The following is a 17778-nucleotide window of genomic DNA, read 5'->3' as shown; positions in this document are numbered from 1 at the left end:
CTTGGCGCCTCTAGGCTGCTTGCTCCTCCTGTGTATCAAGGTGACTGCGTTTTCGTTTGAGTAGGGCATTGCTGCTGGCGGCAATCACACCGGCACGCCGCTTATCTTTCAGGCGATAGGAGTCTCCTGAGATCGGGACCACATGGGCGTGGTGGAGCAGTCGGTCAAGTAGCGCCGCTGTCAGCGTTGCATCGTCTGCAAATGTCTGGTCCCATTGCCCAAACGGCAGATTGGAGGTCAGGATGAGACTTCCCACTTCATAGCGTTTGGCAATGACTTGGAACAGAAGATTCGCCTGTTCCCGATTCATGGGTAGGTACCCGACTTCGTCAATGATCAACAGCCGGTAGGGACGCACGATGCGTTTGATAGCCTCTTCCAGGGTGTTCTGCCGTAGTGCCGTGCTCAGTGTCATCAGCAGATCTGCCGCCGTGATGAAACGCGTCTTGATTCCAGCCTGGGTTGCCCTGTAGCCCAAGGCGATGGCCAAGTGGGTTTTGCCCACCCCACTGGCGCCCAGCAAGACCACGTTCTCGCTGCGCTCCACGAAGGCCAGACTGCCAAGCTCCTGCACCAGAGTTTTGGGCACACCGCTGGCAAACTGGAAGTCAAACTCATCGAGCGTCTTGATGGCGGGGAAGCCCGCTATGCGCGTGAGCATGGCGCGCGTTCTCTCCACCCTGGCCAGAGCCTCGCCACGCAAGGCTTGCTCCAGGAACTCCAGGTACCCCAGCTCTTTCTTGGCCGCCATTTGCCCCAAGTGGGCAAGCTGATCGGGTAAGTTGAGCAGGCGCAGCTGATCACACAGTTCACGCAGTCTTTCCATTTGCAGGCTCATGGTCGTCCTCCTGCTGAGGCTTGGTTGTGCACCAGCGTGTCATACATCGCCAGAGGATGCTGCAGGCCTCGCCATGCCGCGGCTGGAATTGGCCGGACTGCTGCGCCGCTACCGGTGACTTTTTGTAATTGACGCACTGTTCGCCCACTGTAGGCGCTGGGGATGGCCAGCAGATGTGCGCGCTCAGTTTGCAAAGCCAGTGCCGGCACACACCCAGTGGTTCCGTGGATCCGCACATTGGCAACGTCACGCAGCCAGGTGCGCATTTCCCGATTGGCTGTGTCCGCGTCCACCACCAAGCCTTGCTGCTTCATACTCGCCACCAATGGCACCCAGAAGCTGCGCCGGATGTAGCCATTCATGCGTTCGACTTTGCCCTTGGTCTTGGCCCGATAGGGCTTGCACACCCGCGGCACAAAGCCATGGTGGTGCGCAAAGTCAGCAAAGGCACCCTGGAACTGGTGCAGGTTCTTGCCGTAGGCGTCACGCTTGAGGATGACGGTCTTCATGTTGTCGTACAGCACTTCACGGGTGACTCCACCAAAGCTCTCGAACGCCCTGACATGGCACGCCAGTAGTGTCTCCAGCTTCATGTCTGTGACGAACTCCGCGAAGGTCGCCCGGCTGTGGCCCAGCGTTGCCACAAACGCCGCCAACATGCCGTCTTTATGCCCAGCCTTGCGGAACTCGATCCAGTCCATCTGCATTTGCTCACCGGGCTGGGTCTCGAACCGCACAACCGGATCCGGGCGCGCCTGTGGACGCAACTCCTTGAGGTACTCCTGCAGGATGCGCACGGAGCCCGTATACCCCTGTGCGGCAATCTCACGCTGCAGCACCGTTGCTGGAATCCAATCAGGCTTGGCCGCCTGAATACGTCCAGCCAGGTAGTCCTTGAATGGATCGAGCTTGCTCTTACATGCCGGCAGTTTCTTCATGGCCGGCGGACCACCCTCCAAATACTTACGCACCGTGTTGACTGCCATACCAGTTTGCACCGATATCTCGCGCAAGCTCAGCCTGTGTTTCCTTAATACCTTGAGTTCCATGTACTCCTCGTTCGTAATCATTGCCAGTCCCATCCATGGTTCGGATGGCTTGGCACGTTAGTCGAGGTGTATCAATTCCTCACCGCGTTCTCGTGTCATTTTCATACTGCGCGTGACAATGCCCAGCGCGAGGTGTTGCGGTGGGGTACGGGCAACACGCAATCGGGCTACACATTGGTGGACAACACCTCTTTCACTTCAGCGGCAGGTAGCGCTGTTGCGTTGAATCAGTTATTCCAAGTTGGCACTTTTACCCATAACAACTTCCCAGTTGGTGGAAGCCCACTTAACTTCACTGACCTGACATTGTCATTCAATGTAGTGATAAACGGAGTAACCACGAATGTGCCTTTCACCATTCGCCTAGACCATACGGAAACTCCAAACACCAGTACTCCAACGGATGATGCTTCCCGTGACATCATCACCCTACCTACCTCTAGCTCCACAATCAATATTGCAGGACAAAATTACGTCGTCAATTTCAATGGTTTCAGAGATGCAGACGGCAATTTGGTCACGCAAATCTTTACACGGGAACAACAGGCGTCCAGTTTTGGAATCTTCGCTTCGATCACTACCGTTGAACCATTGCCCACCGCAACCGGAAACGTCTTTGCTCAAGGTGGGGCAGACGGGTTGGCGAACTCCGGTGTCGTCTGGAGCGGCACAAGCAGCTTCGGTTCATTCGTTGGTAATAGTGACGGGACTTACACCTTCACAATGAATGAAGCGACACGTGGTGCCATCAGGACGGGTGATCAATTAACCGCCACCTACAACTACACCATTACAGATAAAGATGGAGATACATCCACGAATGTCTTGACATTGAATCTGAGCGGTCATCAAAACTTAGAAGGGACTGCCGCCGCGAATACTTTGACCGGCAGCGATTCCGTGAGCGATATTATTTATGGCTTTGCGGGTAATGACACGATAAACGGCAGAGCCGGTAATGATGTCTTAATTGGCGGAGCAGGGAACGATTCGCTCACAGGCGGAACAGGGTCAGATACTTTTAAGTGGTCTCTCAATGACCAAGGAACCAACGCTACTCAGGCCGTAGACACTATTACCGACTTCAGCGCTGCAACCTTTGCATCCGGCGGCGATCGTATTGACTTGCGTGATCTGTTATCGGGTGAAAACAGCGCGACTTTGGACAAGTACTTGCATTTCAGTACAAACGGTACTGAGACTGTGCTCCAAATCAGTACATCGGGCGCCTTCACTGCAGGGCATTCGATTGGAGGAACATTTGCGGATGTCACGAACAATACAGTCCAGCGAATCGTGTTCTCCGGTGTAAACCTTACGGCTGGGTTCACCACTGACCAGCAATTGATCAACGACTTGATTTCAAAAGGAAAGTTGATTACTGACTAATACGGTCCGCACCAGAAAACCGGAGAGAGTCCCTCTAAGGCTCTTCGGTTTTCCCCAAACCACACCGCCCATTCGGTGATAGTGAGCGTAATCGCTCGCCAACGATCACTGATGGCAATATGTTCGTCCGATCCGTGCGCTAAAAGCCTTATTAATCCTTTGTTCGTACAGAATTGGCCACTTTTCCTAGCACATGCCCTGTGGAAAGGGAGGCAAGCCCCTTAGGATTAAGCGCCATCAGGAAAGTGGTGAGATCGCAGAGACTGCATACGCGGCATGCTTCCAAATGTCTCTCGGCTGCTGCTGCAACACACTTCTCTTAATCAAGAGAAGTGCTGCGCCCTAAAGAGACTTGCCCCACTGCGGATGACAATCAAGCAGAGGGAATATCCTTCACTGCAGGCCCAGTTACGCCATCAAAACCCAATGACTTCAAAGCACTGATCTCAGCATCGGTCGAACCCCCCTCAGCCAAGACCACGAGTCCAATGTTGTGAGCAATACCGCAAAGACCTTTCAAGAAGGCTGCGTTACCCGCATTGGCATCAACGCCCCGCACGAAACTGGAGTCCACCTTCAAATAGTCGAGACCTAAGTCATGCAACTGCCCGATTTGACTGAAGCGGTGACCAAAGTGCTCTAAACCCACGTGGCAGCCGTACAACTTCAGCTGCGGGCATAGCGCCCGGAATGCCTCCAAATGCTTGAAGGCACCTTCCTCTGCCACTTCAAGCCAAAGTCGATCAGCGGCTCCCGCACTTTGGCGAACCAAAGTAATCAGCTTCGGGATGAAAGAACGGTCATCCAGGGAGCTCGCGGAGAGATTAATGGCCAAGCCCGGCAGCGCAGGCGTCCGCGCAAGATCTTGCAACCCAAGTTCCACCGCCTTGAGGTCCAAATCGGCGGTCAACTTCAGTCGCTCTGCAATCGGTAAAAAACGCCCGGCCGGCAACCACTCTCCGCGCTCGTCAAACATCAAACGCAAAGGGCACTCGCGGTGCGATAGACCGCCAGACATAGTCATAACAGGGAAAGAAATGAGGCGCACCCAGCCATGCTCCAAAGCACGTCGGATCATGATGGCCCACTGGTCTGCGGTGCGAGGTAAATCATCATCTGTAGATACGCGAGCCTCTTGCACACTGTTCGCCTGGGAGGCCTCGGCAGTCGCCAGCGCACTGTCAATCCGAGCCAGAAGCTCACCAATGTTTTCGCCTTGGCTGAACCGTCCATAGCCCACTGCTGCTGTATTACCACCCTCCACAAAGGGAGCAGCCTCTTTAATTAGTACCTGGATGAGTCGGCTTGCGAGCTCTTGCCCTTCCACGTTGGCTGGCACCAAAAGCGCAAAATCAGCACCGTTCAGTCGGGCAGGCACGCTCTCTGAATGGGCTTCGGCTACCCGCTTGAGGACACTCCCAGTCAACTTCAGGAAGTCGTCCGTTGCTGCACGCCCCAAGCGCCGGTTGATACCTGCCAGATCCGCCAAACGCACCATTAACAGCAAGCCACCTGAGGAGTCTTCCGAATCCATGCTTTGACGCAATCGCGCCATGAAATAAGCGCGATTGGCCAATCCAGTCAAGTTATCAAAATTTGCCTCCTGCCTGACTTGCTCAAGGCGAAGGGCTTCATCATCAAACATCGACTTTAGGCGCCCGACCGTTGCATTCATGGCGCTGGCCAGCTGCTTCAGCTCTGGTACCTTGGGCTCTTCCACCGTCACGAAGCGTCGCTGCGTAATGGCCGTCGCTTGTTCGATCACCGTATCCAAGGGTCGCCGCAAGCGCCCCAATACCGAGCTCCCCAGCCAGCCGCCCACCAAGCCCGCTAAAGCGAGTGCCAGTGTCATGTCACACGCACTCTTCCACAAAGCACCATACGCAAATCGGCTATGGCTGATCAGCGTAACCGTGCCGAACTGCTTCCAGCCATTGGATATCTGCGCCTGCCCCGGAGCTGATTGAATCGGAAGCAATGCCGCAAACCATGCGGGTGCATCGAACTCTCCCTGTGGAGCAATCCGCTCCGAAATCACATTGCCCGTCGGATCCAGCACACGCACAAGTTGGTAGTGACCGCTATCAAACAACGAAGCAGACACCAAATCTACACTCACAGGATCCGGATCACTCTGGCTTAACGCGAGCGCCAGCGCCGTGGCATTGTCAGTATTCTTGATCGCCAGTTGCGACTCCAGATAGCCCCGTGCCGATAGCAGTGATGCCAACAGGCCCCCAACAAGGGCCAGCAACATGCTGGCAATGATCGCCAGCCACAGTTGTCGGTACATAGACATGGGTATTTCCTCTTCCTACTAAATTACTCAAAGCCTTCGGCCTTAGCCCGGCGTAACAAATCTTCCCAACGCGACAAACGCCCGGTGCCCCCCGCAGCAGGGCTCGCGCCCGCAGCCCCGGTAAAAACGCCCGTACTGTTAAAACTAAACACCGGCACCAAATCCGGGCGACGCGAAGCCGGCTTGATCTCACCGACCAAGTTATCCATCACCAAAGGTTCTGCGTCTGGCGAGGCATAAAACGCCAACACCATGTGCGCTTGTGTGGCATCCGACGTTCCCGTCTTGGCGCGCACGTAGATAAAGCGAAGCTTATCGGGCGCCACCCCGATCTGAAGGAGTGAGAAGTACTTGGCAATCGCGAAATCTTCGCAATCTCCGGCACCACGCCCCAGCGTTTCGACAGGCGTCGCCCAATAATCTGTTTGCCCCCACACGGCCGTGTCTTCGCCGAACTGCACCTGTTGATTCACGAAACTGTTGACGCGCTTCAGACGCTCTGTGTCCCCCAGATCGTTCAACGTGGGGAGCAATTTGCGCCATGCATCGAATCGGGGTTGAGCAGCCGCACCCCAACGTTGCAAAAACGAAGCCTGCACCGCATCAATGCCAGCCCCCACCTGAATGCTCAGCATCGCAGCGCTCAAAAGCACCCAAAGTAACAGCCGTTGCGCAGGCAGCGGACCGCCGGCACAAGAAACCGTTAATTTGTTAAAGACGATGCGCATTAAGAAAAAATAAAAAAACGGGCGTTTATCACAGAATGGCTGGTCACATTTTGGCCCAAAGGGTTAAAATTGCAAGCAGGACCAGACTTCGTTAGCATTTGTAACAACACCTTGTTTTTGATTACGACCACCCTAGTCACCTGATGCCTAGGCCAGAAAGCCGAAAAAAAATGACACATCGCACTCCGTTGGCTCTTGCAATCGCCAGTATTTTCTTCACCGGTTTTTCCAATGCACAGCCTGCGACGCAGCTATCTACTGCGGTCGAGAAGGCAATCCTTGAAAACCCGGAAGTAAAACTCAAGCACAAGAACCTGATGGCCAGCTCCAACGAGCGCGCCGTGGCGGAAGGCGGATTCAAGCCGCGTATCGACTTGGAGGCTACCGTGGGTGAGAAATCCACGTTCTCCCCCGGTTTGTCTGGAGATCGCGCGTACTCCAACTCGACCGCTAGCTTGCAGTTGCGGCAAACCCTGTTTGACGGCTTTGCCACCGCAAGCGATGTGCGGCGCCTGGGCTACAGCCGCATGGCGGCTTACTACGACCTCTTGGCTAGCAGCGACAACATTGGCCTAGAAGCAGCACGCGCCTACTTGGATGTGCAGCGCTTCCGTGAACTGGTCGAGCTCGCCAAAGAAAATTACGCGAACCACTTCGATGTGTACACCCGCCTGGAAACGCGGGTTAAGGCGGGTGTCGGTCGTCGGGTGGACTTGGAGCAAGCCTCCGGGCGCTTGGCCCTGGCCGAGTCCAACTGGCTGACCGAGGCATCCAACCTGCATGATGTTTCTTCGCGCTACCAGCGTTTGGTTGGTGAACAACCCGCCGCGAACCTCAGCCCCATCCCTAACTTGACACCGTCGCTTCCAGCGCGCGAGAACTATGTGGGTAACGCTGTGCGCGGTAACCCCGAGTTTCTGGGTGCGGTATCCAACATTCGGGCATTCCGTGCCGATGCTGAATTGCGCAAGGCTGCAAACTACCCAACCTTGGAGTTCCGCGCGTCGCAGAGTTTTGAGACAAACCGCTCCGCAGTGACCGGCGACTACCGCGACTCTGCGGTTCAGCTGGTGCTGAACTACAACTTGTACCGCGGCGGCTCTGACCAAGCGCGCATTCGCCAATATGTAGACAAGCTCAACGCCACTTACGATCTCCGCGATAAAGTCTGCCGGGATGTGCGCCAAACTGCCCGAATCGCTCTGAATGATGTGGCAAAGCTCGAGTCCCAAATCGGCTTCCTGAGCCAGCACGAACTCTCCACGTCCAAGGCGCGTGAAGCCTACCGCCAGCAATTTGATATCGGCCAACGCTCCTTGCTCGATTTGCTGGACACCGAAAACGAGTATTTCCAAGCACGCCGTGCGCTCGTCAATGCCGAATACGACCTGTCGCTCGCCAAAGCGCGCGTTCTGGGTGTGAACGGCACTTTACTGAGTGCACTCAAACTCCGCCCCTTGGAAGTAAGTGCACCTATCGAAAACGGTGGCACCGATGCCAACGATGACGCGATGCTGTGCGCCAGTGACTTGGGCCCCGACATCGTTCTAGACAAGAGCACCTTACCCAAGCCCACCTTGGCAACGCCAGAAGCTGCGGTAGTACCCGCACCGGCTCCCCTGCCTGTGCCTGTGGTTCCTGTTGCGCCTAACAAGGCTTTGTGTGATGCGGTGGCGCCTTCCGTTGAAAAATGGATCGCATCGTGGAATAGCAAAGACATCAATGGCTATTTCAGCGCGTACTCCGACAGCTTTGTACCTGCACAAGGCCTGAGCCGTTCGCAGTGGGAAAGCTTGCGTAAGAAGCGGGTGGGCAAGCAAGGTGGAATCTCTACCGTGCTGAAAAATATCACCCCCGCGCGCTGCGATGGCAAGACAACCGAAGTCTCTTTCACCCAGGAATACGGGTCCGATGATTACCGCGATACCGTCGAGAAAACACTCTCGATGGAATACGTGAACGGCGCCTGGAAAATCTTGAAAGAAACCGTGACCAAAGGCCGCACCTTCTAAGCGGCAGGCCTCCACGAAAAAAGCGACCCTCGGGTCGCTTTTTTTATGGGCTTTACCAAGCGGCAGAGCCGCTGTTGCAAGCCAAACTCTGGTGCCCGAGTCTTAGAACGGAATGTCGTCGTCCATGTCGTCAAAGCCGCTGGCCGGGCGAGGGGCCGGCGCCTGGCGAGGCGCAGGGGCCGGAGCAGCAGCGCGCGGGGGCGGTGCCATGCGGCGGGGTGGTGGCGCCCCCCCTCATCGCCCGCATCCGAAGGGCCGCCCATGCCTTCACGACCACCCAGCAATTGCAGCTCGGTAGCCACGATATCGACCGTATTCTTTTCAATACCGGACTGATCGGTGTATTTGCCGTATTTCAAACGCCCTTCGACGTAGATAGGGCGGCCTTTTTTAACGTACTCACCGGCGATCTCTGCCAAGCGGTCGTAAAACGTCACACGGTGCCACTGGGTATCTTCTACGGTTTCGCCCGTATTGCGGTCTTTGCGACGGCTACTGGTGGCCACACTGACGTTCGCCACCGCCTGACCGGAGGGCAAGTAGCGGATTTCAGGATCGCGGCCGCAATTGCCGACCAGAATGACTTTATTGACGGATGCCATGGTTTTCTCCAGATTAGTCGCAGATTATCCCGCCTTTGCCGCAGGTTTAGCGGCAGGCGCCTCCATTCGCCACGCGACGAGCAACCATGCCACCATGGCGCCACCACTGGCCACAAACAAGGCCTGAGCTCCGGCAGACTTGACCAACCAACCGCCCAAAGCGCCCCCAGCAAAGAAACCCAGGGACTGCAAGGTGTTGTAAACCCCCAGTGCCGCACCACGGGCCGAGGCTGGCGCCGCCTTCGAGGCTAGGCTGGGCTGACTGGCCTCCAGCACATTGAAGCCACAAAAAAACACAAACAACACCAGACCCATAGTCCAGATACTGGGCCCGGCCTGGGTGAGCAGCCACAGCGCCACTTGCACCACCGCAATCAGCCCAATGGCGGACAAAAACACCGCACGCAGATAGCCTTTTTTCTCGAGCGGAAAGAGGGTGGACCCCATGACGAAGAACGAGGCCAATACCGCCGGCAGGTACACCTGCCAATGTTGATCGCGCGCCAATCCCGCTTGCACCAACATGGCGGGCAACGCCACCCACATGGCCAGTTGCACCGCATGGAGCACAAAAACACCAAAATCCAATCTCAGCAAAGCCGGGTGGCGCAGCACGGCGAGCACACCGCTTCTGGCTTGGTCAACCTGCTGCAGTGGCGCTGGCGGAACCCACCAGATCACCACCGCGACTCCGCCCAGCGCCAACGCGGAGGTCAGGGCAAACAAGCCGTGCAAGCCGATATGGGCCGCGAGCAAGGGAGACAGCACCAGAGACACGGCAAACATCAACGCGATACTCGCCCCCACCAAAGCCATGGCTTTGGTACGCACGATGTCCCGGGTCTGGTCTGCCAACAAGGCAGTCACCGCTGCGGAGATAGCCCCTGCGCCTTGAACTGCTCGGCCGGCTACCAGCCACTCCAGGGTAGGCGCCCACGCGGCCACAGCACTACCGAGCGCAAACACCAGCAATCCAACCACCATCACCGGCTTGCGCCCGAACCGGTCGGAAGCCATGCCGAAGGGAATCTGCAACAAGCCCTGCGTCAGGCCATAGACGCCCATCGCAATCCCCACCAGCGCCGCATCGTCCCCACCGGGGTATTTGCGGGCTTCCAACGCGAATACCGGAAGCACCAGAAAAAGCCCCAGCATCCGCAACGCAAAAATCAGTGCCAGCGATGCACTGGAGCGCCGCTCCAGCGGGGTCATGGTGGTATCGGAATCAGTGGGGACGGACAAATCGGTCACTCTCAAGCGTTAAAGGGTGGCAGAAACCGGAGGGTGACGCCACAGCCCGACATTGTCTATCATGGCGGGTTACTCTTCCGGCGGCCACTCTCTTGAACTCCTCTTCTGACGACGGTAAATATCTCGCCCGCGCTTTGCAGCAGCAAAACATCAGTGTGCGGGGTGCGCGCACCCACAACCTGAAGAATATCGACATCGATATTCCGCGAAACCAGTTGGTGGTCATCACCGGCCTGTCGGGCTCGGGCAAGTCCAGCCTCGCGTTTGACACCCTCTATGCGGAGGGCCAGCGCCGCTATGTGGAGAGCCTCTCGACCTACGCACGCCAGTTCCTGCAACTGATGGACAAGCCCGATGTAGACATGATCGAAGGGCTCTCGCCCGCCATCAGCATCGAGCAAAAAGCCACCAGCCACAACCCGCGCTCCACCGTGGGCACGGTCACCGAAATTCACGACTACCTGCGCCTGCTGTTCGCACGCGCCGGCACCCCTTACTGCCCTGACCACGACCTGCCCCTGCAAAGTCAGACCGTCAGCCAGATGGTGGACGCCGTGCTAGCGCTACCCGAAGACACCAAGCTGATGATTCTGGCGCCCGTGGCGCGGGAGAAGAAAGGGGAATTCCAGGACCTGTTTGCCCAGATGCAAGCACAGGGCTATGTGCGATTCCGGCTCAATGGCAAGCCCTATGAAGCGGAAGACCTGCCTGAACTCAAAAAAACCGAGAAACACGACATTGACGTAGTGGTCGACCGCATCAAGGTGCGGCAGGACCTCAAGCAACGGCTGGCCGAGAGCTTTGAGGCCGCCCTGCGCATTGCCAGCGGCCGCGCGATTGCGCTCGAAATGGACACGGGCGTGGAGCACCTGTTCAACGCCAAGTTCGCATGCCCGGTGTGCAACTATTCGATTGCGGAGCTGGAGCCGCGGCTGTTTTCGTTCAACTCACCGGTCGGTGCCTGCACGACCTGTGACGGTTTGGGCCAACATGAGTTTTTTGATCCGGCCCGCGTGGTGGCCTTCCCCACTTTGAGCCTGGCCAGTGGCGCCATCAAAGGCTGGGACCGGCGCAACGGCTACTACTTCAGCATGCTGGAGAGCCTGGCCAAGCACTACGGGTTCGACATTGACGCCTCGTTTGAAAGCCTGCCGCACACGGTGCAGCACGCCATCCTGCAGGGCTCCGGCGCTGACGAGATCAAGTTCAGCTACATCATGGATTCCGGCGCTTCGCAGGGCAAGAAGGTCACGAAAAAGCACCCCTTCGAGGGCATCATCCCCAACATGCAGCGCCGCTACCGGGAGACCGACTCTGCCGTCGTCCGGGAAGACCTGGGCCGCTTGCGCAGCACCCAGCCCTGCCCGGACTGCGGCGGCTCCCGCCTACGCAAAGAAGCCCGCCATGTGAAGATTGGCGAAGGCACCGAGGCGCGCGCGATCTACGAGATCAGCCACGTCACGCTGCGCGAAAGCTTTGAGTACTTCAACAGCCTGCAGATGCCAGGCGCACGCGGCGAAATTGCAGCCAAGGTGATCCGCGAAATCGGCCTGCGCCTGAAGTTCCTGAACGACGTGGGCCTGAACTACCTGAGCCTGGACCGCAGTGCCGAAACCCTGTCTGGCGGGGAGAGCCAGCGCATCCGCTTGGCGAGTCAGATCGGCTCAGGCCTGACCGGCGTGATGTATGTGCTTGATGAGCCCAGCATCGGCCTGCACCAACGCGACAACGACCGCCTGATCGGCACCCTGCAGCACCTGCGCGACATCGGCAACAGCGTGCTGGTGGTCGAGCATGACGAGGACATGATGCGCGCGGCCGACCATGTGATCGACATGGGCCTGGGCGCGGGCGTGCACGGCGGGCGGGTGATTGCCCAGGGCACGTTTGACGAGGTCAAGGCCACCCCAGCGTCGCTCACCGGCCAGTACCTGGCCAAGACCCTGCAAATTGAAGTGCCTAAGCGCCGCACCCCTTGGCTACCGGTAGTGGAAGAGGCCAAGCCGGTTGCCAAAGGTGCCGGCGAAAGCGCCCCCAGCAAGGCAGCATTGGCCTGGGCGGAGCGGCAAGCGCAGCACATTGCCACCCAAGGCGAACTGCAAGCCATCCACATCACCGGGGCCACGGGGCACAACCTCAAACACGTGAGTGTGGACTTCCCGGTCGGCTTGCTGACCTGCGTGACCGGCGTGTCCGGCTCAGGCAAATCCACGCTGGTGAACGACACCTTGTACGCCGCGGTGGCGCGCCAGCTTTATCGTGCACACGACGAGCCAGCGGCCCACGAGAGCATCGATGGCATTCAGTACTTCGACAAGGTCATCAACGTCGACCAGTCGCCCATTGGCCGCACGCCGCGCAGCAACCCGGCCACCTACACCGGCCTGTTCACGCCCATTCGCGAGCTGATGGCGGAGGTGCCCACGGCGCGCGAACGGGGCTACGGCCCGGGCCGCTTCAGCTTCAACGTGGCCGGTGGCCGCTGCGAGGCTTGCCAGGGCGACGGCATGGTGAAGGTGGAGATGCACTTTTTGCCTGATGTGTATGTGCCCTGCGACGTATGCGCCGGCCAGCGCTATAACCGCGAAACGCTGGAAGTGCTCTACAAAGGCAAGAACATCGCCCAGATTCTGGATATGACGGTGGAAGCTGCCTACGAGTTTTTGCACGCGGTGCCCACCATCGCCCGCAAACTGCAAACGCTGCTGGATGTGGGCCTGTCCTACATCCGCCTCGGGCAAGCGGCCACTACGCTGTCCGGTGGCGAGGCACAGCGTGTGAAGCTGGCCTTGGAGCTGTCCAAAAAAGACACCGGCCGCACGCTCTATATCTTGGACGAGCCCACCACCGGCCTGCACTTTGCCGACATTGCGCTGTTGCTCAAAGTGCTGCACCAGTTGCGCGATGCGGGCAACACCATCGTCATCATTGAACACAACCTCGATGTCATCAAAACCGCTGACTGGCTGATCGACATTGGCCCCGAAGGCGGCGCAGGTGGTGGCACCGTGGTCGGTGTGGGCACGCCGGAAGACATTGCCGCCAACCCGGCCAGCCACACGGGGCGCTATTTGAAGGCGCTGCTCTGAAAGAGAATGCAGGCGCCTTTTTTAACAGAAAAAGGCTCTAGCCCTTATAAAACATGCGCAAGTAGCTACAAATTCAGTAGCAAGTATTGGGTGAAAAATCAAACGCTGGCAGCAGCCAGCTTGCGATACAGCGTCTGCCGGCTGATGCCCAGCTGGCGGGCGGCCAGCGACACATTGCCGCGCGTGGCCTCCAAGGTCTGCTGGATGGCCACTTGCGAGAGTGCTTGCAAGCTCTGGGGCACCTGTACTGCCGCGGGCTGAAGCCCGAGTGGTGCAGCCCCTGCAACCACTGCCGGGCCCGGGGAGCTCGCCGCCGCCACCGGCGCTACGGCTTGTAGCGCCTCCAGCAGGTCGTCGGGCATGTGCGCCCAGTCCAGGGTGTCTTCGCTGTCTTGCAACATCGCGCAGGCAGTGCGCAGCACGCTGGCGTATTGCCGCAGGTTGCCCGGCCACGGATAGGCCGCCAGACGGCTGAGTAGCTCCGGGGCGACCTGCACTCCCAGAGCGGGGCTCAGGTCACTCAACAGCCGCTCGGTGAGGGCTGCGAAGTCACTGCGATCGCGCAGGGCAGGCAAGGTAACCGTCAGGCCGTTGATGCGGTAGTACAGGTCGTGGCGGAACTTGCCATTGGCCGCCGCTTCAGCCAGCTTGCAATGGGTGGCGCACACCAGCGCAAAGTCCACCGCCACGGCTTTGCCTGCGCCCACCGGGGTCACGGTGCGCTCTTGCAGCACGCGCAGCAAACGGGTTTGCATGGTCAGTGGCATATCGCCGATTTCGTCCAGAAACAAGGTGCCGCCGTGGGCCTCGCGCAAGCGGCCGGGGCTGCCCTCTTTGCGCGCACCGGTGAACGCGCCCGCCACATAACCAAACAGCTCGGACTCGATCAAGCTCTCAGGGATGGCGCCGCAGTTAATGGCCACAAAGGGACCGTCACGGCGCGGGCCACTGGCGTGCAGGGCGCGGGCAAACATCTCTTTGCCCACGCCGGACTCGCCCTGCACCAGCAACGGGATCGGCTTGGCCACGATGCGGCGCGCCTTGTCGGCGGCGCTGCGCCAGCGGGCATCGCCCGTGTCCAGTGCGCTCAGAGCGTCGACGCCAGGCTTGGATGCAGGCGTGGCGGCAGCCGCTGGTGCGGCGTGGCTGATAGCGGGTAGCACCGCAGGATCGACCTGAATCTGCGCGAACACGATGGCGCCGTTGTGCAGTCGCAGTTGCTGGGCTTGCAGAGGCCGGCGCTTGTGGCGGGAGAGCAGGTCGTCCAGCCGCACATCCAGCACACGCTCCAGCAAGGTGGCACCGATGTCGCCGGTGTTGAGCCGCAGCAGCGCCAGGCCCACGCGGTTGGCGCCCACAATCCAGCCGTCGTCGGAGAGAGCGATGATGCCTTCGGCCACACTGCCGATGCCCTCCGGGTGCGCGTGCAAATGCAGCCGGATATTGCGCTTACAGGTGGCCACCATGAGGCGGTTTTCAATCATGCGGGCGGCGGTGCTGACCAACCCCAAGGTGTGGGCGTGGCCATTGCGGTGGTCGCCGGAGATATCCAGAATGCCGCTCAACTCGCCAGTCGCCGACAAAATCGGCGAGGCCGCGCAAGTCAAGAAACCATTGCGCTCCAGGAAATGCTCCGAGCCATGGATCTCTACCGCACCGCGCTCCGCCAGCGCGGTACCGATGGCGTTGGTACCCCGGTGGCTTTCGTTCCAAGATGCACCGCTGGTCAGTGCCACCCGTTCGGCCTTGTCTACAAAATGCGGGTCGCCCAGGGTGTGCATCAACATGCCGGCGGAATCGGCCAGCACCACCACGCTCTGGCTTTGGCGCACCTGGTCAAAAACATATTCCATGACCGGGCGCGAGTGGGCCAACAGCGCATGGTTACTCGCCAGCACATGGCGCAAATGGTGGGTGCTGGCATGTTCGGGCGAGACCCGGGCAGTGGGCGCCAAACCGGCCGCCATGCTGCGGTGCCACGAGCGCGCCAGCCGCTCATCCACGATACCGGCCGGGCACTGCCCGGTTTCCAAAAGCTGCTGTCGGGCCTGACGTAAGGCCAGCAAAGGGGAAGGTGATCGCACGTTGTCTCCTGCGCGGAGTCATGTCGCCCCGCTCTGCGTTTCAGTATGGGGGTTGTGTGCGCAGGGAGCAATGGCACAGACCCTCAAAACTGTCCGACTGTTCCATTTTGTGACACCTGTCACTGTGGCAAAGCGTGACAGCACAGGTTAGCGGACACTGGCGGACGAACCTGCAGACAGAAAAAACCCAATGAAATCAACGCTGGTCATGCGCACCTGCAGGTGGCACGCCTCTTGAGTCAGAAGAGCACCTGCCGGAAGCCACTCCGCAGGAAATCAAACCAAGCACAAGAGGACGACAACCATGGCTATTTACGCAGCACCCGGCGCAGCAGGCGCCAAGATCTCGTACAAATCCCAGTACAACAACTTCATTGGCGGCAAGTTTGTGCCACCGGTCAAGGGCCAGTACTTTGACGTCATCACCCCGGTCAGCGGCAAGGTTTACACCCAAGCTGCACGCTCCACCGCAGAAGACATTGAACTGGCACTCGACGCTGCCCACGCCGCCAGCGACGCCTGGGGCAAGACCGATGCGGCCACCCGCAGCAACATCTTGCTCAAGATTGCTGACCGCATCGAGCAAAACCTGGAACTGCTGGCCTATGCCGAAACCGTGGACAACGGCAAAGCCATCCGCGAAACGCTGAACGCCGACATCCCCTTGACGGTGGACCACTTCCGCTACTTTGCGGGCTGCGTGCGTGCGCAAGAAGGCGCCTTGTCCAACATCGACGAGAACACCGTGGCGTATCACATCCAGGAACCCCTGGGCGTGGTCGGCCAGATCATTCCCTGGAACTTCCCTATCCTGATGGCAGCCTGGAAGCTGGCCCCTGCCTTGGGCGCCGGCAACTGCGTGGTGCTCAAGCCCGCAGAAAGCACCCCCATCTCCATCTTGATCTTGGCGGAGCTGATCGCCGACCTGCTGCCACCCGGTGTGCTCAACATCGTGAACGGCTACGGCCGTGAAGCCGGCATGCCTCTGGCCACCAGCAAGCGCATCGCCAAGATCGCGTTCACCGGCTCCACCACCACCGGCCGCGTGATTGCACAAGCCGCTGCCAACAACCTGATTCCCGCCACGCTGGAACTGGGCGGCAAGAGCCCCAACGTGTTCTTTGCCGACATCATGGACAAGGACGACGCTTTCTTGGACAAAGCCATCGAAGGCTTGGTGCTGTTTGCCTTCAACCAAGGTGAAGTCTGCACCTGCCCAAGCCGCGCACTGATCCAAGAAAGCATTTACGACAAGTTCATGGAGCGCGTGTTGAAGCGCGTGGCGGCCATCAAGCACGCCAACCCGCTGGATACCGATAGCATGATGGGCGCGCAAGCCTCCAAAGAGCAGCTGACCAAGATCCTGAGCTACTTGGACCTGGGCAAGCAAGAGGGTGCTGAAGTGCTCATCGGTGGCGGCCAAGCCCACCTCGGTGGCGACTTGGAAGGCGGCTACTACGTGCAGCCCACCCTGTTCAAGGGCCACAACAAGATGCGCATCTTCCAGGAAGAAATCTTCGGCCCCGTGCTGGCTGTGACCACTTTCAAGGACGAAGCTGAAGCCTTGGCGATTGCCAACGACACCCTCTACGGTTTGGGCGCCGGCGTGTGGAGCCGCAACGGCAACGTGGCCTACCGCATGGGCCGCGCCATCAAAGCGGGCCGCGTGTGGACCAACTGCTACCACGCCTACCCTGCACACGCTGCATTCGGTGGCTACAAGGAATCAGGCATCGGCCGCGAAACCCACAAGATGATGCTGGACCACTACCAGCAGACCAAGAACTTGTTGGTGTCGTACTCTGAGAACAAGTTGGGCTTCTTTTAAAGCGAATCACGTCAACTGACACCCAACGCGGTAACCCGACGGGGCTGCCACCGATTTCTGGTACTCCAGCATGAGGTGGACGCCCCGTTGGGTTATTGCGTTGCGAGAACCAACAAAAGCCGTTTGGCTGCGAGCATCTAGAACGTAGATTCAAGTGATATTGCGAACAGGAGACAAAACCATGGTCGACAAAGTAGTAGCCACCCCCGCTGCCCTGGAGCTGGTGGCCTTCCTCAAAACCAAGCATGGCCCCGATTTGATGTTCCACCAAAGTGGCGGTTGCTGCGACAACAGCGCAGCCAACTGCTACCTGCCCGGCGAAATCACCATGGGTGCAGGCGATGTGTATTTGGGCGACATTGGCGGCAGCCCCTTCTACATCGGCATCGGGCAATACGAGTACTGGAAACACACCCAGCTCATCATCGACGTGATCGAAGGCCACGGCGGCACCTTCTCACTCGAAGGGCCGGAGGGCAAAGCGTTTCACACCCGCTCCCGGGTGTTCACGGATGCAGAACTCGCCGAGCTGGGCATTGAAAAACCTCAGCACTAAAAATACATGAAATCAGGCTGCAGCGCACGTAAAACATGCGCCAACAGCTCCTG

At 58.8% G+C, this 17778-nt stretch carries 11 protein-coding genes and 1 pseudogene; 5 read left to right on the top strand and 7 right to left on the bottom strand.

All coding sequences use genetic code 11. The features are described from left to right. Nucleotides 1–10: 10 nt before the first annotated feature. Nucleotides 11–838 (bottom strand): IS21-like element helper ATPase IstB, encoded by an 828-nt coding sequence (gene istB / locus RAE19_RS10655; protein WP_313873548.1) that lies wholly within the window; start codon nt 836–838, stop codon nt 11–13. Beyond that, nucleotides 835–1908, bottom strand: a complete 1074-nt coding sequence (gene istA, locus RAE19_RS10650) for an IS21 family transposase (protein ID WP_430962508.1) — start codon at nt 1906–1908, stop codon at nt 835–837. The genes istB and istA overlap by 4 nt, the downstream gene beginning before the upstream one ends. Nucleotides 1909–1953: 45 nt before the next feature. Between istA and RAE19_RS10645 the strand changes: the two genes are divergently transcribed. Beyond that, nucleotides 1954–3276, top strand: coding sequence for a type I secretion C-terminal target domain-containing protein (locus tag RAE19_RS10645; protein WP_313874861.1), 1323 nt, complete (start codon nt 1954–1956; stop codon nt 3274–3276). A 373-nt stretch (nt 3277–3649) separates the two neighbouring features. Here the strand turns inward: RAE19_RS10645 and RAE19_RS10640 are convergent, their stop codons facing one another. Further along, nucleotides 3650–5575, bottom strand: a complete 1926-nt coding sequence (locus RAE19_RS10640; RefSeq protein ID WP_313874860.1) for a bifunctional diguanylate cyclase/phosphodiesterase — start codon at nt 5573–5575, stop codon at nt 3650–3652. Nucleotides 5576–5598: 23 nt separating this feature from the next. Further along, complete coding sequence (locus RAE19_RS10635; protein ID WP_313874859.1) at nt 5599–6210, bottom strand: transglutaminase-like cysteine peptidase; 612 nt, start codon at nt 6208–6210, stop codon at nt 5599–5601. Nucleotides 6211–6473: 263 nt separating this feature from the next. On the opposite strand from RAE19_RS10635, the gene RAE19_RS10630 reads away from it, so the two are divergent. After that, nucleotides 6474–8315, top strand: coding sequence for a TolC family outer membrane protein (locus RAE19_RS10630; RefSeq protein ID WP_313874858.1), 1842 nt, complete (start codon nt 6474–6476; stop codon nt 8313–8315). Nucleotides 8316–8417: 102 nt separating this feature from the next. Here RAE19_RS10630 and ssb read toward each other — a convergent pair. Together ssb and RAE19_RS10620 are read right to left on the bottom strand one after the other, a co-directional pair. Further along, a pseudogene (gene ssb, locus RAE19_RS10625) lies at nt 8418–8917 on the bottom strand (single-stranded DNA-binding protein). Nucleotides 8918–8941: 24 nt separating this feature from the next. Next, nucleotides 8942–10129, bottom strand: coding sequence for an MFS transporter (locus RAE19_RS10620; protein ID WP_313876222.1), 1188 nt, complete (start codon nt 10127–10129; stop codon nt 8942–8944). 131 nt (nt 10130–10260) lie between these two features. Between RAE19_RS10620 and uvrA the strand changes: the two genes are divergently transcribed. Continuing rightward, on the top strand, nt 10261–13257 hold the full coding sequence (gene uvrA, locus RAE19_RS10615; RefSeq protein WP_313874857.1) for an excinuclease ABC subunit UvrA: 2997 nt from the start codon (nt 10261–10263) through the stop codon (nt 13255–13257). 98 nt (nt 13258–13355) lie between these two features. Here uvrA and RAE19_RS10610 read toward each other — a convergent pair whose 3' ends face one another. Next, complete coding sequence (locus RAE19_RS10610; protein WP_313874856.1) at nt 13356–15341, bottom strand: sigma-54-dependent Fis family transcriptional regulator; 1986 nt, start codon at nt 15339–15341, stop codon at nt 13356–13358. Nucleotides 15342–15645: 304 nt separating this feature from the next. Between RAE19_RS10610 and exaC the strand changes: the two genes are divergently transcribed. Together exaC and RAE19_RS10600 are read left to right on the top strand one after the other, a co-directional pair. Further along, nucleotides 15646–17169 carry an acetaldehyde dehydrogenase ExaC gene (gene exaC, locus RAE19_RS10605; RefSeq protein WP_313874855.1) on the top strand — a complete coding sequence of 508 codons (1524 nt, stop codon included), beginning with the start codon at nt 15646–15648 and terminating at the stop codon, nt 17167–17169. Nucleotides 17170–17350: 181 nt separating this feature from the next. Continuing rightward, nucleotides 17351–17725, top strand: coding sequence for a DUF779 domain-containing protein (locus RAE19_RS10600; protein ID WP_313874854.1), 375 nt, complete (start codon nt 17351–17353; stop codon nt 17723–17725). Nucleotides 17726–17778 lie beyond the last annotated feature (53 nt).

Origin of the sequence: Rhodoferax potami, from assembly GCF_032193805.1 — a bacterium.
Classification (GTDB): domain Bacteria; phylum Pseudomonadota; class Gammaproteobacteria; order Burkholderiales; family Burkholderiaceae_C; genus Allorhodoferax; species Allorhodoferax potami_A.
This window is presented reverse-complemented; position numbering and strand designations above follow the sequence as displayed.